The 22,958-nt window shown below is 43.2% G+C and carries 22 protein-coding genes and 2 tRNA genes; 16 read left to right on the top strand and 8 right to left on the bottom strand.

The genetic code is table 11. From position 1 onward, the window contains the following. Positions 1-10: 10 nt before the first annotated feature. The 5 genes from mnmE to rpmH all read right to left on the bottom strand — a co-directional run bounded on the left by mnmE (position 11) and on the right by rpmH (position 3,959). Entirely contained in the window at positions 11-1,399 is a 1,389-nt protein-coding gene (mnmE, locus tag ACEYV4_RS00770) for a tRNA uridine-5-carboxymethylaminomethyl(34) synthesis GTPase MnmE (protein ID WP_373841537.1), read from the bottom strand. A 156-nt stretch (positions 1,400-1,555) separates the two neighbouring features. Next, positions 1,556-2,362 carry an RNA-binding cell elongation regulator Jag/EloR gene (gene jag, locus ACEYV4_RS00765; protein WP_373841536.1) on the bottom strand — a complete coding sequence of 269 codons (807 nt, stop codon included), beginning with the start codon at positions 2,360-2,362 and terminating at the stop codon, positions 1,556-1,558. A gap of 143 nt (positions 2,363-2,505) precedes the next feature. Beyond that, positions 2,506-3,339 (bottom strand): YidC/Oxa1 family membrane protein insertase, encoded by an 834-nt coding sequence (locus ACEYV4_RS00760; RefSeq protein ID WP_373841535.1) that lies wholly within the window; start codon positions 3,337-3,339, stop codon positions 2,506-2,508. A gap of 10 nt (positions 3,340-3,349) precedes the next feature. After that, positions 3,350-3,694 carry a ribonuclease P protein component gene (gene rnpA / locus ACEYV4_RS00755; protein ID WP_373841534.1) on the bottom strand — a complete coding sequence of 115 codons (345 nt, stop codon included), beginning with the start codon at positions 3,692-3,694 and terminating at the stop codon, positions 3,350-3,352. Between the two features lie 124 nt (positions 3,695-3,818). After that, complete coding sequence (gene rpmH, locus ACEYV4_RS00750) at positions 3,819-3,959, bottom strand: 50S ribosomal protein L34 (protein ID WP_373841570.1); 141 nt, start codon at positions 3,957-3,959, stop codon at positions 3,819-3,821. Positions 3,960-4,446: 487 nt separating this feature from the next. On the opposite strand from rpmH, the gene dnaA reads away from it, so the two are divergent. The 15 genes from dnaA (at position 4,447) to ACEYV4_RS00675 (ending at position 21,432) form a co-directional block, all read left to right on the top strand. Further along, entirely contained in the window at positions 4,447-5,772 is a 1,326-nt protein-coding gene (gene dnaA / locus ACEYV4_RS00745; RefSeq protein WP_373841533.1) for a chromosomal replication initiator protein DnaA, read from the top strand. A gap of 165 nt (positions 5,773-5,937) precedes the next feature. Next, a complete protein-coding gene (gene dnaN / locus ACEYV4_RS00740; RefSeq protein WP_373841532.1) occupies positions 5,938-7,080 on the top strand; it encodes a DNA polymerase III subunit beta in 1,143 nt (380 codons plus the stop codon). 278 nt (positions 7,081-7,358) lie between these two features. Beyond that, positions 7,359-7,580 (top strand): S4 domain-containing protein YaaA, encoded by a 222-nt coding sequence (gene yaaA, locus ACEYV4_RS00735; protein WP_373841531.1) that lies wholly within the window; start codon positions 7,359-7,361, stop codon positions 7,578-7,580. Positions 7,581-7,587: 7 nt separating this feature from the next. Further along, a complete protein-coding gene (gene recF, locus ACEYV4_RS00730; protein ID WP_373841530.1) occupies positions 7,588-8,709 on the top strand; it encodes a DNA replication/repair protein RecF in 1,122 nt (373 codons plus the stop codon). Continuing rightward, on the top strand, positions 8,709-10,655 hold the full coding sequence (gene gyrB / locus ACEYV4_RS00725; protein ID WP_373841529.1) for a DNA topoisomerase (ATP-hydrolyzing) subunit B: 1,947 nt from the start codon (positions 8,709-8,711) through the stop codon (positions 10,653-10,655). Before recF ends, gyrB begins: the two co-directional genes overlap by 1 nt. A gap of 39 nt (positions 10,656-10,694) precedes the next feature. Further along, positions 10,695-13,211 carry a DNA gyrase subunit A gene (gene gyrA, locus ACEYV4_RS00720; RefSeq protein ID WP_373841528.1) on the top strand — a complete coding sequence of 839 codons (2,517 nt, stop codon included), beginning with the start codon at positions 10,695-10,697 and terminating at the stop codon, positions 13,209-13,211. 200 nt (positions 13,212-13,411) lie between these two features. After that, positions 13,412-13,708: a 30S ribosomal protein S6 gene (gene rpsF / locus ACEYV4_RS00715; protein WP_373841527.1), complete on the top strand. Its 297-nt coding sequence runs from the start codon at positions 13,412-13,414 to the stop codon at positions 13,706-13,708. A 36-nt stretch (positions 13,709-13,744) separates the two neighbouring features. After that, positions 13,745-14,365, top strand: a complete 621-nt coding sequence (gene ssb, locus ACEYV4_RS00710) for a single-stranded DNA-binding protein (RefSeq protein ID WP_373841526.1) — start codon at positions 13,745-13,747, stop codon at positions 14,363-14,365. A gap of 29 nt (positions 14,366-14,394) precedes the next feature. Next, a complete protein-coding gene (gene rpsR / locus ACEYV4_RS00705) occupies positions 14,395-14,631 on the top strand; it encodes a 30S ribosomal protein S18 (protein WP_025022578.1) in 237 nt (78 codons plus the stop codon). A 194-nt stretch (positions 14,632-14,825) separates the two neighbouring features. After that, positions 14,826-16,850 (top strand): DHH family phosphoesterase, encoded by a 2,025-nt coding sequence (locus ACEYV4_RS00700; protein WP_373841525.1) that lies wholly within the window; start codon positions 14,826-14,828, stop codon positions 16,848-16,850. 5 nt (positions 16,851-16,855) lie between these two features. Beyond that, positions 16,856-17,308, top strand: coding sequence for a 50S ribosomal protein L9 (rplI, locus tag ACEYV4_RS00695; protein ID WP_373841524.1), 453 nt, complete (start codon positions 16,856-16,858; stop codon positions 17,306-17,308). A gap of 47 nt (positions 17,309-17,355) precedes the next feature. Then, a complete protein-coding gene (gene dnaB / locus ACEYV4_RS00690) occupies positions 17,356-18,741 on the top strand; it encodes a replicative DNA helicase (protein WP_373841523.1) in 1,386 nt (461 codons plus the stop codon). A gap of 93 nt (positions 18,742-18,834) precedes the next feature. Beyond that, positions 18,835-20,037 (top strand): MDR family MFS transporter, encoded by a 1,203-nt coding sequence (locus tag ACEYV4_RS00685; protein ID WP_373841522.1) that lies wholly within the window; start codon positions 18,835-18,837, stop codon positions 20,035-20,037. Between the two features lie 12 nt (positions 20,038-20,049). Next, complete coding sequence (locus tag ACEYV4_RS00680) at positions 20,050-20,358, top strand: hypothetical protein (RefSeq protein WP_373841521.1); 309 nt, start codon at positions 20,050-20,052, stop codon at positions 20,356-20,358. A gap of 186 nt (positions 20,359-20,544) precedes the next feature. After that, positions 20,545-21,432, top strand: a complete 888-nt coding sequence (locus tag ACEYV4_RS00675) for a PPK2 family polyphosphate kinase (RefSeq protein WP_373841520.1) — start codon at positions 20,545-20,547, stop codon at positions 21,430-21,432. Between the two features lie 128 nt (positions 21,433-21,560). Here the strand turns inward: ACEYV4_RS00675 and ACEYV4_RS00670 are convergent. The 3 genes from ACEYV4_RS00670 to ACEYV4_RS00660 form a co-directional block, all read right to left on the bottom strand. Next, positions 21,561-21,633: transfer RNA gene (locus ACEYV4_RS00670), tRNA-Lys, on the bottom strand. A 122-nt stretch (positions 21,634-21,755) separates the two neighbouring features. Further along, positions 21,756-21,935 carry a hypothetical protein gene (locus ACEYV4_RS00665; RefSeq protein WP_373841519.1) on the bottom strand — a complete coding sequence of 60 codons (180 nt, stop codon included), beginning with the start codon at positions 21,933-21,935 and terminating at the stop codon, positions 21,756-21,758. Between the two features lie 65 nt (positions 21,936-22,000). Next, a tRNA-Lys gene (locus ACEYV4_RS00660) sits at positions 22,001-22,073 on the bottom strand. A gap of 168 nt (positions 22,074-22,241) precedes the next feature. Here ACEYV4_RS00660 and yycF point away from each other — a divergent pair. Beyond that, positions 22,242-22,949: a response regulator YycF gene (gene yycF / locus ACEYV4_RS00655; protein ID WP_373841518.1), complete on the top strand. Its 708-nt coding sequence runs from the start codon at positions 22,242-22,244 to the stop codon at positions 22,947-22,949. Positions 22,950-22,958: the final 9 nt, after the last annotated feature.

The raw sequence follows: 22,958 nt of genomic DNA, 5'->3' as shown, positions 1-22,958 counted from the left end.
GATTTTCCTCCTACTTTCCTAAACAGAATTGACTAAACAGCTGATCAAGTAATTCGTCCTGATAACTATCCCCGGTAATCTCACCGAGAAGGTCCCAGCACCGCGTCATATCAATCTGAACCAGATCGACCGGCATTCCTTCATTGATGCCCTTCAAGACATCGTTAAGGGCATCATTGGCCCGGTGAAGCAGGCCGATATGACGAGCATTGGTTACCATGACATCGTTTTGACTACTCTCAATTCCTTGGTCAAAGAACATGTGACTGATTTGTTTACCTAATTGGTCCATCCCCTGATGCTTAACAATTGAAGTTTCAATCAATGGATCTTGGCCAACTAACTTTTTCAATTCAGCCAGGTCAAGCTTGCTCGGCAGATCAGTCTTGTTTAAGATGATGATCCGCTGTTTTCCCTTAGTAGTAGCCAAGAGTTTTCGATCTTCATCCGTCAGTGGGGCTGAATTATCAATCAATAGCAAAACCAAATCAGCAGCATCAAGAGCCTGCCGACTGCGTTCCACCCCAATCTTTTCGACCTTATTCTTAGTATCACGAATTCCGGCGGTATCAATTAGCTTTAACGGAACTCCATTGACGTTGACGTATTCCTCAATGACATCCCGGGTAGTTCCGGCAACGTCAGTAACGATTGCCTTGTCTTCGTGGAGCAGGGCATTCAACAGGCTAGACTTTCCAACATTTGGCCGACCAATGATTGCCGTTGCCAGGCCATCCCGTAGGACTTTCCCCTGTTTAGCGGTTTTAAGCAGGGCTTGAATCCGTTGTTGGATCTCGATTGCCTTCTCCTTTAGCATCTTGGTCGTCATTTCTTCGACGTCGTCATATTCAGGGTAGTCGATGTTAACCTCAACCTGCGCCAAAACATCCAAAATATCCTTACGCAAGTGCTTAATCAAGCGTGATAAGTTTCCATCTAGTTGGTTCAAAGCCACCTTCATCGACTTATCCGTCTTCGCCCGAATCAGATCCATGACCGCTTCGGATTGTGAAAGGTCGATCCGGCCATTCAAGAAGGCCCGCTTGGTAAACTCACCCGGTTCAGCCATCCGTGCTCCATAGCTTAAAACCAGTTGAAGAATTCGATTGGTTGCTAGCAAGCCACCGTGACAGTTAATTTCAATCACATCTTCCCGTGTATAGGTGTGCGGTGCCCGCATCACGGAAACCATCACTTCGTCGACTTCTTCCTTCGTCGCCGGATCAATGATATGCCCATAATTAATGGTGTGACTAGCAACTTTACTCAAATCTTTGCCACGGTAAATCTTTTGGGCAACCTTAATTGCATCATCCCCACTAATCCGGACAATTGAAATTCCCCCTTCACCCACGGGGGTTGAGATAGCAGCAATTGTATCTGCTTCGCTGTTTGCCACGATATTCGCTCCTTTCTAATAAAAAAAGTGCCCATTCCACGTCTGAAGACATCACTGTCGTCACCATGGTCAAAGCACTTTCACTACTTTAACTAATTTAATTTTATAACCGTCAATATTCTAAGATCATCCTCAAAGAATGTCAACCAAGAGTACTTAATTACGTGGAGCAATCACAACACTCCGGTAGGGTTCTCGACCATGAGAATAGGTCCGAACATGTTTGTTGTCTTCTAATTCTCGGTGTAACTGTTTACGTTCCCGGGCCGGCATTGGGTCCAAGAAGACTGCCTGACCACTAGCAACAACTTCAGTTACAGAGCGTTCTGCTAGCTCATGGAGAGCTTTTTGACGCCGCGCCCGGTAATTAGAAGTATCCAGTAAAACAACTGTCTTGGGTGCACCGTGATAGTTCATAAAGACGTTGGCAAGCTGTTCTAATGCATTGATCCGCCGACCATGGTGACCAATGACCCGACCAGAAGCAGCCGTCTTAATATCAATGGTAATTTCATGAGCTGCCACTCGCTTAATCGTCGGTGTTGTTTTTATACCGAGTGCTTTAAAAACATTCTGGAGATAATCAACCAGCTGATTTCCAGCCGTTCGCACCCGTTTTAGGTTGGCTGCATGACGTGCCCTAATCACAGCCGGATCAACTTCAGTACCGCGTTTAGAATGCACCTTAGGTTGAGCTGAACTCCCTGTCCTAGTTGATTGATGATTCTGACGATGCAATTGAGCTTTAACATTTGATGATTGTTTAGGCTTGGGTTGCTTTGGTGAACTAGCTGGCTTTACCGGAACCGAAACCGTGACCTTAGCGTCTCGTCGACCAATACCCAAAAAGCCGTGCCGTGGCCGTTGAATCACCGTTACTTTTAACTGGGCCTTCGCAACTCCCAAGTCAGCACTGGCTTTTTCAACTGCTTCTTTGATTGTTTTTCCGGTATAAACCACCATTACTCGCCCCTTACTTTTTATTTACTTAATCATTTGTCATTCTAACATCAAGAATTCTTCATGTCCTCAAAAGGACGTGTTTCCTTGCTCAATTCAAAAAACGGCCAAGAATTAACTCAGCCGTTTTTAAATAATAAATTATCTTACTTACGCCGGCTTTGGTAAGCACGACGCTTAGCCTTAGCCAACTTACGCTTTCGCCGTTTCTCAGCTTTTTCCTTAGCTTCCCGTTCACGACGAATCTTAAATGGATTCTGCAAAAGCAATGTCTGAATAACCTGGAAAGCGTTAGAGATCACCCAATAAAGGGTAATAGCTGATGAAAAGCCAAGAGCCATGAAGAAGACCATAATTGGCATAAACCAGGTCATCGCAGTCGTCATGCCATTTTTTTCGGGCATGGAAGCCATTGACAACCATGAACTAACAAAAGTAAATAGAGCAGCTAAAATCGGCATAACGTAGTAGGGATCCGGATGTCCTAGTTGCATCCACAGAAAAGTCCCTTGCTTCAGTGCTGGAGTTCGCCAAATAGCCTGGTAAAGGGCCCACATGATTGGCAGCTGGATTAAAAGTGGCAACATGGAAGCCATCGGATTAACCCCAGCTTCCTTATAAAGCTTTCGGGTTTCTTCTTGCATCTTCATCATGGATTCTCGATCCCGTGAAGAATACTTTTTTTGGAGAGCTTTTAATTTAGGTGTTAATTCCTGAGTCTTAAGCATCGACTTGGTCTGATAGGACATTAGCGGTAACAACAATACCCGGATAATAATGGTGAAAACGATGATCCCCATTCCGTAACCGCCAATGTGGTTAGACAGCCAGATAATGAACTGAGAGAAATTATATACAATGTAGTGATCCCAAAGGCCGGTACTGTTCTTAGTTACTGGGGCATTAGAGCAAGCGGCCAATAGGACCGTTAAGCTCAGCACTGCCGACAAACTCAGGACCTTTTTTCTTCTTTTTGTCAAACCGTGTTCCTCACTTTTCGTTTAATAAATGTGCTTTTTTCAAAACATGCACTAAGTTCTTTTTGGTTTCAGCCATCTCCATGCCGTCAGCAGCCGGTCGAGCAATCACCAAGAAGTCAACATCCGGCTTCAAGTCAGGCTTCAATTCCAACAGAGTCTGTCGAATCCGTCGCTTTACCCAATTCCGGTGAACTGCATTACCAATTTTCTTACCGACCGAAATTCCAACCCGAAAATGCTTCTGACCCGGTTTGGCCATTTGATAAATAATAAACTTACGGTTGGCGACAGAATTATGAGTTTCAAAAACACGCTGAAACTCGCTTTCCTTTTTTACTCGGTATGATTTTCTCATAGTTATAATCCTTGCCTTACCTTAAAATATGAAAAAGGGGCAGGGCAATCAACTACCGAATTGAATCCGCGGTTTGCCCTGCCCGATCACAATAAAAAAAGCCACTGGAACAGTGGCCGTGTGGTTATGCAGATAATACTTTTCTGCCCTTTTGACGCCGACGTGCTAATACCTTACGGCCGTTACTGGTGCTCATACGCTTACGGAAGCCATGGACACGTGCACGGTGACGCTTCTTTGGTTGAAACGTGCGCTTCATAACAATTGCACCTCCTATTCAATTGAATGGGTTTGCTTTTCAGTCTTAAAAGACGTTTTCTTCAAACATACTTTAGAAGTGTACCATACTTTTATCAATTAATAAACGGCTAAATTTTATTTTAATTTTTCATTTATCCACAGAATGATAAAAACTATCCACAGAAGCTGTGCAATATTTATGGCTGTGGAAAACTATCCACCACAATATCTTGTAGTTGTCCACAATTCACACCCTGTTATTAGAGTTATCCACAGGTAGCTGTTTAGCTGTTAATAACTGCTTTAATCATTGCTATGACAGGCTTTAATTATCCACAGGTACTGTTAATTTCTTCTTTTTCAAGATTTTAACGAACAAAATTCACAATCCACCGCTCAAATACCACACAGAGTTGTGTAAATATTTTCAGCTTTATCCACCCTGTGGAAAACTTTTTAATGTGATGATAAAATACCGTGTAGAATTTATCAATATCCTAGGAGGAATTATTTTGACTGAGCTCGATTCTCTATGGGAAGCGATCCAAAATTCATTCCGTCAAAACACCACTCAGGTTACTTTTGACACTTTGATTGCTCCGGCAAAAGCAATTTCTCTCTCTCAGAATCAGCTTACTATCCTGATGCCGACTAAGGTTCACCAGGATTTTTGGCGTCAAAACCTTGATGCTAAATTAAGAGGATACGCCCAAGCTGAATTAGGTTACGAAATCGAACCACGTTATGTTTTAGAGAGTGAAATTCAACCACATTCCGTCCAACAATCATCCTCAAACAACCCTAACTTTGAGGAAATGGATACGCCCCTTAACCCACATTACAATTTCAATACCTTCGTAGTTGGTGAAGGCAACAAAATGGCCCATGCCGCAGCTTATGCAGTAGCCGAAAGCCCCGGTAGTCTTTACAACCCACTTTTCATTTATGGAGGCGTTGGTCTAGGAAAAACTCACCTAATGGAAGCCATTGGCAACCATATGTTACAAACCAACCCTCAAGCAAAGGTTAAATATATTACCAGTGAAGAATTCACTAACGACTTCATTAACTCCATTCAAAACAAATCGATGGATGCATTCCGTAAAGAATACCGTAATCTCGACCTTCTTTTAATTGACGATATTCAATTCCTGGCCACTAAAGAGGGTACTCAACTAGAATTTTTCTATACCTTTAATGCTCTCCATGACCGTAAAAAACAAATCGTGATGACTTCCGATCGGATGCCTAATGAAATTCCGGAACTTCAAGATCGCCTAGTTTCACGATTTCGTTGGGGCCTACCAGTTGAAATTACCCCACCAGACCTAGAAACCCGGATTGCGATTCTCCGTAGCAAAGTCAATGAGGATCATATTAATGTCGGCAATGATACCCTTAACTACATTGCTGGCCAAATTGATACCAACATTCGGGAACTAGAAGGAGCATTAAACCAAGTCCAAGCTTTTGCTAATCTTAGCGGTGAGCCAATTACGCCACACCTCGCCTCTCAGGCATTAAAAGGGATTCGCCAGCAACAAAAAACGACCATTTCGATTGCTGAAATTCAAAAGCAAGTTGCCAGTTTCTATAACATCACCCAAGGCGACATTCTTGGTAAGAAACGGGTAAAACAAATCGTCGTCCCACGACAAATCGCCATGTACCTCTCCCGTGAATTAACGGATTATTCACTACCAAAAATTGGTAATGAGTTTGGTGGTAAAGATCATACAACTGTACTTCATGCCATCGACAAAATTGAAGCAGCTTTAAAAAAGGATACCGATCTTCAAAAAGATATTGGCAAGCTTAAAGAACACTTACACGCTTAGGCTGTGCATAACTGTTGAAGTTTTTCTCAGCTTTATCCACAGGTTATCAACAGCTTAAAAACTATAGTAATGCGGTTTTTCATCAGTTATCCACAATATCAACAGAAACTACTACGACTACTATTTTTAAACTATAAAATATATTTATATAAAGGAGCCATTACCATGAAATTCACAATTAATCGTTCAGCTTTTATTAGCCAATTAAATAATGTTCTACGTGCAATTTCATCTAAAACCACTATCCCAATTTTAACCGGATTAAAAATGGTTATTGATAAGGAGCAAATTATACTAACCGGTAGTAATTCCGACATTACAATTGAAAGTGTAATTAAAGCGTCCGATGCGAGCTATGGCTTAACTATTAATGAGCCAGGTGCCATTGTGTTACCTGCACGATTCTTCAGCGAAATAATCAAAAAGCTACCTGATAAGCAAGTAACCATTGAAGTTACAGATGGTTTCCGAGCTGACATTACTTCTGGGACTGCTAAATTTCAAATTAATGGTCAAGATGCTGAAAACTTCCCTCACTTGCCAGAAGTTGAAACTGATAAAACAGTGTCATTACCCAATGACATCTTAAAAGAGGTTATCCGTCAAACGGTAATTGCAGTTTCAAAACAAGAAAGTCGACCAATTCTGGCTGGGATTCATATTACGCTTCACAATGGCCTGTTAACGGCGGTTGCTACTGATAGTCACCGCCTAGCTCAGCGTAAGGTTCAATTATCCGATGTTGATAACGGAATTGATTTTGACGTTATTATCCCTGGTAAGAGTATGAATGAGCTTTCCGGAATGATTAGTGATAATGATGACGACGTTAAAGTCCAGGTAACTGAAAACCAAATTCTCTTCATTTTTGGCAATACTCATTTCTATTCCCGGTTACTGGAGGGTAATTATCCTGAGACAAGTCAATTAATTCCAACTACAGCAGATACAACGGTTGAGTTGGACGCTGGAACCTTTTTGGCTTCGATTGAACGGGCTTCACTGTTATCACACGAAAGTCGAAACGATGTTGTTAAACTAACCTTGAAACCGAGCGAAAACCGAGTCCAAATTAGTAGTGATTCGCCTGATATTGGGACGGTTGAAGAAGAGGTGGCCACAACAGCATTAGATGGAGCTGACTTGGAGATTTCCTTCAACCCTAATTACATGAAGGATGCACTACGGTCATTTGGCCAATCGACGATTAAAATTTCATTTACCTCGCCACTACGGCCATTTACTCTTGTACCAACTGAAAATCAAGAAAACTTTGTTCACCTGATTACGCCGGTTCGGACGTTTTAATTAAAAATTTAAAGAAAATTATCGCACCAAAACACTGGATTGAGAGTGTTCTGGTGCTTTTTTGCTGTTTTGGGTATTAAATAAAGTGAAATCATCCTCACCATAGAGAAAAATAAAAAGTAAAAGTGACAGAAAGTGGCCTCTGAGGGGCAGAGACTATTTCAAACTTAATTTTGATAAAAGATACTAGCTTAACTTTAAATGGCTGAGAAGGCCTTATAAGACATTTGACGACTTTAATTGTGGTATAATAAATATAGTAAAGTAGGTGAAATAGTGTGAAAAATAAGGAAGTTGTAATTGATCGACCGTATATTACTCTTGGCCAATTGCTGAAGGAAGAGGGAATTATTCCTACCGGTGGTGCGGCTAAGTGGTATTTAAAGGAAAATCAAGTCTTGGTAAACGGTACACCTGATACACGTCGGGGTCGTAAGCTTTATGTTGACGACCAGGTTCAAGTTCCCGCACATCCAGTTATAGTAATTAAATCTAAGTAGGCGCAAAATGATTTTGACGGAACTGCGGCTACATCATTTTAGAAATTACCAGGACGTGACGGTTCATTTTGCCCCTGGAATTAACGTCCTAATTGGTCGTAATGCTCAAGGTAAGACCAATTTGTTGGAGGCTATCTATGCTTTATCATTAACTCGCAGTCATCGAACTAGTAATGATCGTGAGTTAATTAATTGGCAGGCCCAGTCCGCCACTATCAGCGGAGTTGTCCAAAAAGCTAGTGGTCGTGTGCCGCTGGAATTGCAATTTACGAAGAACGGTAAACGAGCAAAGGTTAACCACCTGGAGCAAGCCCGCCTCGGCCAATACGTTGGTCAGTTAAATACGATCTTATTTGCGCCGGAAGACTTATCTCTGGTCAAGGGAGCTCCCGCAATCAGGCGACGGTTCATGGATAGAGAATTTAGTCAGATGAGTAGTAAGTACTTATACAATGCCAGTCAATTCCGAACATTATTGCGGCAACGAAATAAATACTTAAAGCAGTTAAAGTTTGGTCAGCAGCATGACCAGGTGCTGTTAGCGGTTTTGTCTGACCAACTGGCAGCTTATGGAGCTGAGGTAATCGTGGCACGTTATCATTTTCTCCGGCATTTAGAGAAGTGGGCCGCTAACTTGCATTACCAAATTTCTCTTAATCAGGAAAAACTGCACTTGGCTTATGCCACTCAGTTAAAAATTAGTGATTCCACTACGGTTGAGCAAGCTTACCAGGAATTATTAAAGATCTATCAAGATCACCAAGCACGTGAAATTGAGCAGGGAACGACCATGTATGGCCCGCAGCGTGATGACATTCATTTTATGGTTAATGGAAAAAACGTGCAGGCCTTTGGCTCCCAGGGCCAGCAACGGACAACCGCTTTGTCGGTAAAGCTGGCGGAGATTGACTTAATGAAAGAACAAACGGGTGAGTATCCACTGCTCTTACTTGACGACGTTTTATCAGAGCTAGATACGGTCCGCCAGACTCACTTACTGCAAGCAATTCAAGATAAGGTCCAAACTTTTTTGACGACGACCAGTTTAAGTGATGTGGCTAGACAACTAATTAAGCAACCGACAGTTTTTGAAATTAAGCATGGTACTTTGAGTAAGGAGGAAGCATAGTGAGCGACGAACAAAAAGAAACAAAGGCAGAGTTAGCTAGTGAATATAATGCCAGTCAGATTCAAGTTCTCAAGGGGCTCGATGCTGTTCGTAAGCGTCCAGGAATGTATATCGGATCGACATCTTCCCAAGGATTACACCACCTGGTTTGGGAAATTGTTGATAACGGAATCGATGAAGCCCTAGCTGGTTTCTGTACAGAAATTAACGTTGAGGTTGAACCCGATAATAGTGTTACCGTTCGTGATAACGGACGGGGGATCCCTGTCGACATTCAAAAGGACACTGGTAAGCCGGCTCTCGAAACGGTTTATACCGTCCTACACGCTGGTGGTAAGTTTGGCGGTGGCGGTTATAAGGTTTCCGGTGGTCTCCATGGTGTCGGGGCTTCAGTTGTCAATGCATTGTCCGAAGAATTGGATGTTAAGGTAGCCCGGCAAGGTAAGCGCTACTATATGGACTTTGATCGGGGTCATGTTAAGACCAAGATGAAGGTTATTACTACTGGTTTACCTGAGGATGTTCATGGAACGACCGTTCATTTCAAACCGGATCCGGAGATCTTTCGTGAAACTACTACTTATAACATCAAAACACTAACTAACCGTTTACGAGAACTCGCCTTCTTAAACAAGGGCCTCAAGATCACGATTGAAGATAAGCGTGACGAAAAGCCACAGCGTCAAGAATTCCTCTATGAAGGGGGGATTCGTCATTATGTTGAATACCTTAACCGGGGTCGGGATGTTCTCTTTGACCCACCGATTTATGTGGAAGGTAAGGAAAACGGTATTACGGTAGAAGTTTCATTGCAGTACATCAACGGCTACCGCAGCGACTTGTTGACCTTTACCAACAATATTCATACCTATGAGGGTGGTACTCACGAGACTGGCTTTAAGATGGCTTTGACTCGGGTGATCAATGATTATGGCCATAAATCTGGCGCCCTCAAGGACAATGAGACACTTTCCGGGGATGATGTTCGTGAAGGCCTTGTGGCAGTGGTTTCCATCAAACACCCTGATCCACAGTTTGAAGGTCAGACTAAGACTAAGCTTGGAAACTCTGATGCCCGGACGGCAACTGACCATGTCTTCGCAGCCACTTTCAATCGTTTCTTGCTTGAACACCCTGATGAGGCCAAGAAGATTGTCGAGAAGGGGCAACTAGCTTCCAAGGCCCGAGTAGCTGCCAAGCGGGCCCGGGAAGTTACCCGGAAGAAGAGTGGACTGGAGATCTCTAACTTACCTGGTAAGCTGGCTGATAACACTAGTAAGGACCCGAATATTTCCGAGCTATTTATCGTCGAAGGTGATTCTGCCGGTGGTTCTGCTAAGCAGGGTCGTTCTCGTTTAACCCAGGCGATTTTGCCAATTCGGGGGAAAATCTTGAACGTTGAAAAGGCATCCCTCGATCGGGTTTTAGCTAATGACGAAATTCGTTCCCTCTTTACAGCGCTAGGAACCGGTTTTGGGGATGATTTTGATATCACAAAGGCTAATTACCACAAATTGATTATCATGACCGATGCCGATGTCGATGGGGCTCATATTCGGACCTTACTACTGACCCTGTTTTACCGGTTCATGAAGCCAATGATTACTCATGGCTATGTTTATATTGCCCAGCCACCGCTTTATCAGGTTCGGCAAGGTAAGTTTGTTAAATACATCGAATCTGATGAGGAATTGGAACGGGTTGTCAACTCCTTGCAACCGAGTCCTAAGCCGGTTATTCAACGGTACAAGGGGCTTGGTGAAATGGATGCTGAGCAGCTTTGGGAGACAACAATGGATCCGGCGCACCGGCACCTGTTGCGTGTTCAGCTGGATGATGCCGCCCAGGCTGATAAGATCTTTCCAATGCTGATGGGTACTAAGGTGGGCCCACGGCGAGACTTTATTGAAAAGAACGCCAAATTTGTTGAGAACCTAGACCTGTAATTAGCTAACGTAAAAATTTATTAAAAAGGAGGAGCGACATTGGCTGAAGAAAATATGTCGAACCGAATTACGGACGTTAAATTGACGAGCCAGATGAAGAACTCGTTTCTAGATTACGCCATGAGTGTCATCGTTGCCCGGGCCCTACCCGATGTGCGTGATGGCTTAAAGCCGGTTCAGCGACGGATCCTGTACGGGATGAATGAATTAGGAGTAACTCCGGATAAGCCGTATAAGAAGTCGGCCCGGATTGTGGGGGATGTTATGGGGAAATTCCACCCTCATGGTGACTCTTCAATTTACGAAGGTCTGGTACGGATGGCCCAAGATTTTTCGTACCGTTACATGTTGGTTGATGGCCACGGTAACTTTGGTTCAATCGATGGGGACAGTCCCGCCGCGATGCGTTATACCGAGGCCCGGATGAGTAAGATTGCGGTAGAAATGCTGCGTGATATCAACAAGGATACCGTTGATTTTCATCCAAACTATGATGGGACGGAAAAGGAACCTGACGTTTTGCCAGCCCGTTTTCCGAACCTGTTAGTTAATGGTGCTTCCGGGATTGCCGTCGGGATGGCTACTAACATTCCAACCCACAACTTGGGTGAGGTAATTTCTGCTATTCATATGTTGATGGATAACCCGGATGCGACCACCGAGGACCTGATGAAAGTTTTGCCTGGTCCAGACTTTCCAACCGGTGGGGTCGTCATCGGTAAGTCCGGTATCCGAAAGGCTTATGAAACCGGCCGGGGTACGATTATCGTTCGGGCAAAGGTTGACATTGAAGAAAAGAAGAATGGCAAGCAGCAGATCATCGTGCACGAAATTCCGTACATGGTCAATAAAGCCAAGCTGATTGAACGAATCGCTGAGTTAGCGCGGAACAAAGAAATCGAGGGAATCACCGACATCAATGATGAAACCGACCGGGACGGAATGCGAATTGTAATTGATGTTCGGCGTGATGCCAGTGCTGAGGTCATTTTGAACAACCTTTACAAGATGACCTTAATGCAAACAACCTTTAACTTTAATATGCTGGCAATCGTCAACGGATCGCCGAAGATCTTAAGTCTTAAGGAAATCCTTCAATATTACTTAGAGCACCAGGAAAACGTTGTACGGCGGCGGACCCAATTTGAATTGAAGAAGGCTCAAAAGCGGGCTCATATCGTTGCTGGTTTGCGGATTGCCCTTGACCATATCGATGAGATCATCAAGATTATCCAAAATTCTCAAACTAGTGAGATTGCTAAGAATGAATTAATGGATAATTATGGTCTTTCTGATCGGCAGTCGCAGGCAATTCTGGATATGCGGTTAGTTCGTCTGACTGGCTTGGAACAGGAAAAAATTGAGGCAGAGTACCAGAAGTTGATGAAGTCCATTGCCGACTATAAGGATATCTTGGCCCATGATGACCGTATTCACCAAATCATTTATGATGAATTGATGGAAATCCAACGGAAATTTGGTGACAAGCGGCGGACAGAATTACAGGTCGGCAATATTACCAATATTGAGGATGAAGACTTAATTGAGGAACAGGATATCATCGTAACCTTGACTCATAATGGCTACATCAAGCGTCTACCGGTAGATGAATTCAAGTCTCAACACCGTGGTGGCCGTGGTGTCAAGGGAATGGGTGTCCATAAGGATGACTTCATCGAACAATTAATTTCTAGTTCAACCCATGATCTCTTGCTCTTCTTCACCAATTCCGGGAAAGTCTTTTCGATGAAGGGCTATAAAATTCCCGAATATGGTCGAGCTGCCCAAGGAATTCCAATCATTAACCTCTTAGGTATTAATAGCAAAGAAAAGATCAACGCAGTTATTAATGTTTCCCATGCTTCTAAGGATGATGATAAGTACCTCTTCTTTACTACTAAGCGGGGAATCGTTAAGCGGACGCCAGTATCAGAATTTAAGAATATTCGTAGCAATGGTTTGAAGGCAATCAACCTTCATGATGGGGACGAATTAATCAACGTTAACATCATTTCGGATGGTCAACCGATGATTATCGGGACTCACCATGGTTATGCCTTGACCTTTAAGTCCAACCTCGTTCGTTCAATGGGTCGGGCTGCTGCCGGAGTCCGCGGAATTCGTCTTCGTGACGATGATTATGTCATTGGCGCAGCACCATTGAATCCGGATGATAATGTTTTAGTTATCAGTGAAAATGGCTTTGGTAAGCAAACACCGGCTAGTGAGTACCCAATTAAGGGTCGTGGTGGCCTAGGAGTCAAGACCGTTAATGTCACCGCTAAAAACGGTCCATTAGTTGGCCTGACGACTGTTCAAGGCGATGAAGATATCATGTTGGTTACTGACCACGGAGTTATTATTCGCTTTGGTATTGAGACGGTTTCTCAGACCGGTCGTTCAGCTGTCGGTGTCCATTTGATTAAGATGGATAAAGGAACCAGGGTTGCCACGATGGCAAAGGTTGCCAAGGATAACGGTGATGGTGATAACGATGCCGACCAAGAAGATAAACAATCTTCACAGGAAGTAACTGCTACCGACAATCAAAAGTAATTGAGCAAGAAAGACAAAAATCCTGAGAAGTTGCGTATTATATAATTAGAGCGCAATTCTCAGGATTTCTGTTATTTGTTTCTTGTTTTAAATCCCAGTCTATGCTATATTTTATAGCTGTGAGTATACGTACAGACGTCTACTCTCCTTGTTCTTCTAGATTTTAGAAGAGCCAGAGTCCATAAGGAGGTGTAACATTCATGGAAACACGCAAATATGAAATTACTTACATCATTCGTCCTGATATCGAAGAATCTGCTAAGAGCGACTTAGTAGCCCGTTTTGATAAGGTATTGACGGACAATGGTGCAAACGTTGCTGAATCAAAGGATTGGTCAACGCGGCGGTTTGCTTACCCGATCGATAAGTACACGGAAGGTACCTACCACGTAATCACTTTGACGACTGATTCTGACACGGCTTTAAACGAATTTGATCGTTTAGCTAAGTTCAGTGACGATATCCTACGTCACATGATCGTTAAGCTTGATGCTTAATTAAGATCGTCAATGTAAAGAGAGGAGACCGATCGAATGATTAATCGTGCAGTCTTAACTGGACGCTTAACGCGAGATCCCGAATTGCGCTATACCACCAGTGGAACAGCGGTGGTGTCGTTTACGCTAGCGGTTGATCGGCAGTTTCGGAACCAGAATGGTGACCGGGATGCTGACTTTATCAACTGTGTTATCTGGCGTCGATCAGCCGAAAACTTCAGTAATTTCACTCATAAGGGTTCCCTAGTGGGAATCGATGGCCGCATTCAAACGCGGAACTACGAAAATCAACAGGGAAACCGGGTTTACGTTACTGAAGTTGTTGTTGATAACTTTGCCTTGCTTGAACCTCGTCAACAAAATGGTGGCATGAACCAGGGTGGCAACCAGCGACCATTTAATAATGGTAACCAGCAGCCATTTAATAACCAAGCCCCATTTGGTGGTCAGGGTCAGCAGCAGCCGTTTAACAATAATCGTGGTAATAACAATCAACCACAACCGCAAACAACTAGCAATGCTCCTCAACCTAATTCGTCGGCTAATGCCAACAGTGGTTTTGACAATAGCCAGAACAGTAATGCAGGTAACCCATTTTCTGGTTCAAGTGATGACAATGGGGATACTTCCATTTCTGATGACGATTTACCATTCTAAAAATTTTTACCAGATAGGAGGGTAATTTCATGGCACAACAACGTCGGGGCGGTCGTCGTCGTCGTAAGGTCGACTTCATCGCCGCAAATCATATCGAATACATCGATTATAAAGACACTGATTTATTACGTCGGTTTATTTCTGAACGTGGTAAGATTTTACCACGGCGGGTCACTGGTACCAGTGCTAAGAACCAACGAAAGTTAACGGTCGCTATCAAGCGTGCCCGGATTATGGGTCTTCTGCCATTTGTTGCTGAAGACTAATAGAATAAAAAGCTTGTTTCAAGTGGAGCAAGCTTTTTGCTTTTTAAATAGTTATTAGACGGCTGACCTCCAACGAACGGGCTAGCCGTCTTATTTTCTCTTGTCCAAGTTGATGGGGTTTAGTAAGCTGGTGTGATATGATAGAACTATCCAATTAAAAATGGGCACGAGCGGTGTCTATTGGGAGGATTGTTATGCGTAAATTTTTCAGTAGTGCAAACTGGTTGTTTTACTTTAAACACCCAGCAGTCCGCTGGAATGTCTGTTACTTATTGGTTGTCACGGTTATTAGTCTGGTTCTCGCCTTCATGTTTAACTGGACTATTGGACTGGTCGTTCTAATTCTAGCAATAGTAGGAATGACAATTAGTCTACGTCGCTTGCGACAATTAGTTGATGATACCCAAGAGTATTTGAAAAAATTGACCTACCAAGTTCAACATGGTCAACAGGAGGCCCTGTTGGAGATGCCGGTAGGGATGATTATGTTAAACACTCATAATGAGATTGAATGGATTAATCCCTATATGGCTCGTTATTTCAAACTAGAGCACATAGTTGGCAAACGGGTACGGGATGTTGATGCTCAGTTAGCCGATTTGCTTGATCAGGGTCGTGAACGCCAGGGAACCCATATAGTTAAATGGCAAAATCGGCAGTTCGAGTTTCTCTTTCAGCCTCAGTACCGGGTAGCCTACTTACTTGATATCACGAAGTATGAACAGGTAGAACAACGTTATCACCAAGCGCAAATTTTCCTGGGAAATATTTATCTAGATAATTATGATGAATTGATTCAGGGAATGAGCGATTCTGCCGTTTCAAACCTGCACAACTACGTTACTTCCGAGATCAATAAGTGGGCGACTGCTAATCACCTGTTGATGAAGATCCTTGACGATGACAATTACTTAATTATTGGTCATCAGTCCTCATTAACGGAAATGGAGAAAAAGAAATTTAAGATTTTGGATACCATTCGGCAGAGTACCTCTCAGCAAAATTCACCAGTGACGTTAAGCGTTGGGATTGCTTACGGGGAAGACGACTTAATTAAATTAGCCGATACAGCGCAAGATAACCTCGATTTGGCGCTTGGTCGTGGTGGTGATCAGGTGGTAGTTCGCTCTAAGAATCAGCCTGCTCGTTTTTACGGTGGTAAGACTAACCCAATGGAGAAACGGACTCGGGTACGGGCACGAATGATCAGCCAGGCTCTTCAGGAATTGATTGCCCAGGCCGACCAACTTTTCGTCATGGGCCATAATAATCCTGATATGGACTCGCTGGGTGCCTGTCTTGGGATTAGACGAATTGCAGAAATGAATGGTAAGGAGTGTTGGATTGTTATTGGTAACCAGCGTCCCCATGCTGATATTCAGCGCCTAATCAATGAGGTCAATAATTACCAGACGATTAAGGATCATATCATTACGCCCGCTCAAGCTCTTAATAAGGCCACAGCCAGCAGCCTTTTGGTGATGGTTGATCATGCTAAGCGTAGTATCACTATTTCACCAGAACTGTATGACAAACTAAAGGACCGGCTGGTAATCATTGATCACCACCGGCGCGGCGAAGAGTTCCCCGAGAATCCGTTATTAGTCTATATTGAACCTTATGCTTCCTCGACCTGTGAATTGATCACTGAAATGTTTGAGTACCAACCACGAGAAGGCAAGGGCTTAAACAAGATTGAGGCAACGACCATGTTGACGGGGATTCAGGTTGATACCAAATCATTTACCAAGAGTGCTGGTACACGGACCTTTGATGCTGCTAGTTACTTGCGGTCTGCAGGTGCCGATGGGATGATGATTCAATCCTTTATGAAGGAGGATCCGCAGAGTTTTATGGATCGTAACCACCTTATTTCTCGGGCTACGATTCAAGGCCACCATGCTATTTGTGCTGGTGAAAATGATCGAATTTACGGCTCCGTAACAACAGCACAAGCGGCCGATATGTTGCTTCAGGTAGAAGGAGTAGCCGCTTCCTTTGTCATTACTTTACGTGCGGATGGTAAGGTAGGGATTTCGGCCCGTTCGGCAGGTGACGTCAATGTTCAAGTCTTGATGGAAAAGATGGGTGGTGGTGGTCACCTTGCTAATGCCGCCACCCAGGTTAGTGGTAAGACCGTTGACCAGGTTAAGCAAGAATTGATTGCACTTCTGCAACAGACGGTCGATAATAGTAGTCAGGAAGATACAGAGGAGTGAAGACTATGAAAGTTATTTTTGTTCAAGATGTTCGTGGCCGCGGTAAGCGTGGTCAGGTAAAGGATGTTCCAGATGGTTACGCTCAAAATTACTTAATCAGACGGGGCCTAGCCAAGCAAGCTACGAAGGCGGCCATGAGCCAACTGGCTGGTCAACAGCGGGCTGAAAAGAAGCACGCTGCTGAAGAATTGGCTGAGGCAAAACGCTTGAAGAAAATTTTGGAAGATGATAAGACTGTCGTTGAATTAAGCGGTAAGGCTGGTACTGACGGTCGGATGTTTGGCTCAATTTCGACTAAGCAGATTGCCACGGCCCTACAAAAGCAATACCAGGTTAAGATCGATAAGCGAAAGATTGAACTGGCAGCACCGATCAAGGCTCTCGGTTATGTGAATGTACCAATTAAGCTTCATCCACAGGTAACGGCTGAGATTCGGGTGCACATTGCGGAAAAGTAAGATTACCGTTATAATTAAATTTCAATTTCAAAAAGCGAGGTATCGTCATGGATAATGCACCAGTGCAAGAAGAACCACACGATATTGAAGCTGAAAAGGCAGTTCTTGGAGCTGCTTTTTTAAGTAAGAACGCGTTGGCTGATGCAATGGAATATTTGCAACCCGCCGATTTTTATAAGCGGGCCCATCAAATTATCTTTAAAAAGATGATGGAATTAAATGATGATGACCAGCCCATTGACGTGGTAACGGTTAAGAGTGCCTTAGATAAGGATAAACAGACTGAAAATGTTGGCGGGATGGTTTATCTAGCCGAGTTGGCTTCGGCAGTACCGTCTGCGGCCAACGTCACTTTCTATGCCAAGATTGTTCATGATAAGGCGGTCCGGCGCAATTTAATTGACACGGCCACTAAGATTATTAATGAAGGCTATGCAGACGATAATGACACTACGGAACTGTTAGATCAGGCGGAGCAGTCAATTCTTCACGTTTCGGAAACCAACGACCAGAATGGCTTTCAAGATATTGAAACCATTCTCAACCAATCGATGAACCATATTGAAAAGTTGTCGAGCAATGACTCGGAAATTACTGGTTTGGAAACAGGGTATCCACAGCTTGACCAAATGACGACTGGCTTCCATCCGGATGAACTGATTATTATTGCTGCCCGACCGGCTGTGGGGAAAACGGCTTTTGCTCTTAATATTGCCCAAAACGTTGCAACCAAGACCAACACGGCCGTAGCCATCTTCAGCTTGGAAATGGGTGCCGAATCACTGGTTAACCGAATGCTGTGCGCGGAGGGGAATATTGATGCCAATCACCTCCGAACAGGGAACCTAACCACTGATGAGTGGGAAAGTCTCTTTTTTGCGGCAGGAACCCTATCAAATGCTCAGATTTATATTGATGATACGGCTGGCATTAAGGTTGCTGAAATTCGGGCTCGTTGTCGACGCTTAAAAAAGGAAAATAAGAATTTGGGCTTGATCGTAATCGACTACTTGCAGTTGATTGAGGGTAATAATCCTGATAATCGTCAGCAAGAAGTTTCGGAAATTTCCCGCCAACTTAAACGTCTTGCCAAGGAGTTGGAGGTCCCGGTAATCGCCCTCTCCCAGCTATCCCGGAGTGTTGAACAACGTCAGGACAAACGACCGGTTTTATCTGATATTCGTGAGTCCGGGTCAATCGAACAGGATGCTGATATCGTTAGTTTCCTTTACCGTGATGACTACTATGAGCATGACGATGATGACAATGATAATCAGCAAGAGGGTCAAGGCAATGATGATTCCAACGTTAGTGAAGTTGAGGTCATTATTGAGAAGAACCGGAGTGGTCCACGGGGAACGGTTAAATTGTTATTTGCTAAGTCTTATAACAAGTTTGCTTCTGTATCCTACGTGCCAGAAGACCACCAATAATATATAATAAGGAATATGAGAAGGAGCGTTTCAGCTATAACTGGAGGGCTCTTTTCGTTCGCTTGCAATTAAATAAGTTAAGGAGGCGCTAAAATGAGCCATCAAACAAGGGGAATCGAATTAAAATGGCTGTTATTAGGAATGTTCTTTGGTAGCATCGGTAACAGCTTTGTCTGGCCATTAACAACTATTTATATGCATAATCAACTGCACGAGTCACTGACCGTTTCCGGAATTGTCCTATTATTTTATTCGGGAGCAAATGTGATTGGTAGCTACATTAGTGGCTTGTTATTCGATAAACGAAATCCACGATACCTGATGCTGGGGGGCACAGTTCTTGCAACCCTGGTGATCGCCACAATGATCTTCTTTAATGACTGGCCCATTTACGCCATTCTTTTGACAGCAATCGGTTTTTTTAACGGCTGGATCATTACGATGGTCAATTCTTTCGGCACGAAATTGCGGATGGATGGGCGTTACGTCTTTAATATGCTCTATTTTGCTAATAACCTGGGAATGGTGATCGGAACTACGATTGTGGGTCCCCTCTACCAGGGAGCTCACGGAAATATTGGGCCGCTCTTCTTAATTACGACAGTGCTGTACATTCTTTTTACCTTAGTAGTATTTTTCTTCTTTCACGAGGATCCACATCCACAGCCGGTCGATGAGGCGCGTTTTAAAAGTGATGAACCGGCAGTTACTAAAATTCCACGTGCTAACCTATGGATCTGCTGGGTCTTCTTCATCACCTTATGTATCGTCTGGACAATGTACGAGCAATGGTCCAGTAACCTATCCGTCTTCATGACTGAGCAAGGAATTTCGATGACTAAGTACAGCCTATTATGGACATTAAACGGTGTATTGATCGTAATTATCCAGTTGCTATTAACCTGGTTGAATCGCTTTTATAATAATCCCTATGTGCAAGTTTATATTGGAATTTTCACCGTTGGCCTATCCTTTGTGTTACTCTTATTTGCGACTAACTATCTCTGGTTTGTGATTGCTATGATAATCTTGACGATTGGCGAGGCAACGGCGTTTCCAACGATGCCGGCGATTGTCAACAGTCTTTCACCAGTCGAGGTCAAGGGAAAGTATCAAGGAATTCTTAATGCCTTTTCCTCATTAGGGAAGGCATTTGGCCCGCTCTTTGGAGGCCTAGTCATCGGGGCTGCTTCTTACCATGTTCTTTTCATCATTTGTGCTCTTTCTATCTTTGCCATGGAAGTAGTTGTTTTATTGGTTGTACGAATGCAGCGGGCTCATACGATTAAATACTAAGGAAGTAATATAGTGTTTTATAATAACTTTGATCGTGTCCGAAGTGAAGATCGGTGGGGAATGGTTGGCAAGACCGGTGATGACTTCCGTGAAAATCGTTTGTTAAAGGTGCCATGCTATAAATGTCATCGTTCTCCTTTAATCATTGCTGAACGTAATTGGATGGCAACCAACCACGACAATTCTCAACGTTATCAGATTATGGTGTCCTGTGAACATTGTGGTGCAGTTGATCAATTTATTGTCAATGATGGTCACGAAGGTCAGATTAGTAAACTTAAGCGTAGTCAGCATTCGGTTTCCAGTAATCAATTGATTTAAAAAGTTGTTAAAAATAGGCAAGCAGCTGGGGATGAACTCAGTTGCTTGCCTATTATGAATTATAGAAAAAATATTATAGTCTAGATATTTTATTACTTTTATGAGTTGAGCCTTTCCTTAATTTCCTAAAAAATAAGTTATCATTAAATGCTATGCTAAAATGGAGTTGAAAGGGAAGTGAAGGGAATGGATACCAAACAGTATCGTTATACAAAAGATAATTTTGACATTAAGAAGGCGCCAACTTGGGTGGCAGATTCTTCCGACCAACTTGATAAGATCAAGCAGACGATTAATTCTAATGTTAAAAAAATTAAAAATGCTCAGAAGAAAATGTATGCCCGTCATCGCTATGGAGTGCTCGTGGTGATTCAGGCGATGGATGCCGCCGGGAAAGATAGTATGATTAGTCATATTTTTTCTGGAGTTAACCCGGTCGGCTTTAAAGTGGCCAACTTTAAGCAACCGACTACCAGGGAGCTTCAGCACGACTACCTGTGGCGAATTAATGCCGCTCTTCCGGAGAGGGGTTCAATCGGCGTCTTTAACCGTTCTTATTATGAGGATGTGTTGGTTTCTCAGGTTCATCCCCAATTGATCCTAAATGCGAACCTACCTGGAATAACTACCCTTCTGGATGTTAACAAAGACTTTTGGGAGGGTCGTTATGAGGACATTCGCCAATATGAGAAATATTTAAGTCGTAATGGTTATATGATTTTAAAGTTCTTCCTTCATGTTTCAAAGGATGAGCAAAAGAACCGTTTCCTTTCCCGGATTGAAACACTACGAAAGAATTGGAAGTTTTCTGCTGCCGACATTCGAGAACGTCAGTATTGGAAAAAATACCAGCTGGCTTATAACCGAGCAATCAACGCGACAGCTACGAAAGAGAACCCCTGGTACGTGATTCCAGCTGATGATAAGTGGTACTCACGCCTAATCGTATCAGATATCATTACTAAGCGGATTGAAAAGTTGCCACTGGCTTATCCAACGATGACTCCAGATCAAGAAGGTGAGCTGGCTAAGGCACACATGGAATTATTGGATGAAGATAAGAATAAAAAGTAGCTTTATTAGTAGCTGAAAATTAAGTTATATTAGTTTTTAAAATGAAGAAGGACCTGATGAAGAGACATCTTTTCACCAGGTCCTATTAAAATTTAAAAATAAAAAAGCACCTATCCAGGTGCACATAATGGGCAGTCAGGGGTTCGAACCCTGGACCCACGGATTAAGAGTCCGTTGCTCTGCCAGCTGAGCTAACTGCCCATGTCATTGACAACAATTATTATAATAACAGATTTAGTTTAGCTTGGCAAGAGTTTTTAAAATAAAAACTAGTGAGAAAGGCTATCCTTCTTACCAGTTATGAATTAAAAGACCAGAAAAACTTATGGTAGCTTATAACCAGCCGCTAAGTAAAGGTCGTACCATTCCTGATTAGTCAATGGGACATCGACTTGTGAATGCCTTTTTGGTGCGTGTTCCAAGTAGCAAAGGATTAGTGGCTTCCACTTACCACCAATTACGTCCATGGTAACTTGGATTTCGCTAAGTGCGGTCTTTGTCATTAAATTACCTCGTCAATGTAACAAAAAAAGAGATTGAGAAAACCCCAATCTCTGTAAACCTCTGATGGGCAGTCAGGGGTTCGAACCCTGGACCCACGGATTAAGAGTCCGTTGCTCTGCCAGCTGAGCTAACTGCCCATTAATATAACCTCTTAACAAGGTACTTTATTAATTTACCATTCAAGGCAATGGATGTCAACCCTAAATCACGATAAATGTAAAAGAAATTAGCTGTGCTATAATAGGGACACGGTTATTAAGTTTAGTTTAAGTTTAAGTCAATCACCCAGTGGAGGGGATTTTGAGATGGCAAAAAAAATACTAGTCGTCGATGACGAGAAACCAATTTCGGATATTATTAAATTTAATCTCGAAAAAGAAGGCTACGAGGTTGTAACTGCCTATGATGGTGAAGAAGCCCTCGAGAAGGTTGAAAGCGATAATCCCGACTTAATTATTTTGGACCTGATGCTGCCGAAGATTGATGGATTAGAGGTTGCCAAACGGGTCCGGGCTAAGCACACCATGCCAATTATTATGGTAACTGCCAAGGACTCTGAATTAGATAAGGTTCTTGGCTTAGAGCTCGGGGCCGATGATTATGTTACCAAGCCATTTTCTAATCGGGAATTAGTAGCACGGGTTAAGGCTAACTTACGGCGGCAGGCAACCCTTAAAGCACCAGCCGAAAAAGACAAAAACACTGACATCCAAGTCGGTGACTTAACAATTCACCCCGAAGCCTATACAGTTACTAAACGGGGCGAAAACATTAACCTAACTCATCGTGAATTCGAATTACTTCATTACTTGGCACAGCATATTGGCCAAGTCATCAATCGTGAACATCTTTTGCAAACTGTTTGGGGTTATGATTACTTTGGTGATGTGCGGACTGTTGATGTTACAGTCCGTCGACTGCGAGAAAAAATTGAGGATAATCCGAGCCACCCACAATGGTTAATTACTCGGCGTGGGGTTGGTTACTACTTAGCAAATCCAGATCAAAATTAGAGGCTGAGC

Origin of the sequence: Limosilactobacillus sp. (assembly GCF_041859915.1) — a bacterium.
Lineage (GTDB): Bacteria > Bacillota > Bacilli > Lactobacillales > Lactobacillaceae > Limosilactobacillus.
Note: the sequence above shows the minus strand (reverse complement) of the source record. Positions and strands in the feature narration are given on the sequence as shown.